Below are 677 nucleotides of genomic sequence, written 5' to 3'. Positions count from 1 at the left end.
AGGCTTCCAGTCACGTTACAGTCGTAGTACGCAAGCGGCATGGCAACAGATTCCCCCACCGCCTTGAGGCCAGCAAAATGGATTACTGCCGCAATATCATGGGCTGAGAACAGGGCATCCAGACAGCTGGCATCACGAATATCCCCCTCTACAAAGGTTACCGATTTGCCGGTAAGCCGCTCAACACGAATCAGGCTCTCACGACTGCTATTGCTTAGATTATCCAGCACCACCACTTGGTGCCCAGCTTCCAACAACAATAAAACGGTATGAGAACCGATGTAACCCGCGCCGCCCGTTACCAGGATACTATTCATCGCTTACGTCTCCGAATCATCGGCCTTANCCTCAGACTTATCTTACTCAAACAGTGGTTTGTGGATGACACAGCGGAACCGTTCAACCGCCTAGAGTGGCTGTTGAGCTTGCGGCAACCCAGAACATTCCGTGCTGCCTCCGCCACACACGATAACCACGATAGATGAGTCTACTATGCCATTTTATCGCGCCAGTTTCCGCCATACCTTCAGCACCGGGGATACTGTTGAGCTGACCTCCCACCCCTACCCGGCCAATAGCTGGGAGCACGCCCGGCAACTGGCCGATGCATTTGGTTATGTGGATGTGCGGATTGCTGTCGAGGACCGACATAACGATGGCCGAATTACCGTATACCC

Annotated in this window: 2 protein-coding genes; one reads left to right on the top strand and one right to left on the bottom strand. The window is 53.4% G+C overall.

Annotated features, from left to right (window positions below; translation table 11 throughout):
• Positions 1–317, bottom strand: a 317-nt coding sequence (locus A3754_RS03365) for an SDR family NAD(P)-dependent oxidoreductase (RefSeq protein ID WP_156496740.1), incomplete at its 3' end; no start/stop codon positions are given.
• Between the two features lie 175 nt (positions 318–492).
• Here A3754_RS03365 and A3754_RS03360 point away from each other — a divergent pair.
• Positions 493–677, top strand: a 185-nt coding sequence (locus tag A3754_RS03360) for a hypothetical protein (protein WP_156496739.1), incomplete at its 3' end; no start/stop codon positions are given.

It is taken from the genome of Alcanivorax sp. HI0083 (assembly GCF_001635175.1).
This window is presented reverse-complemented; position numbering and strand designations above follow the sequence as displayed.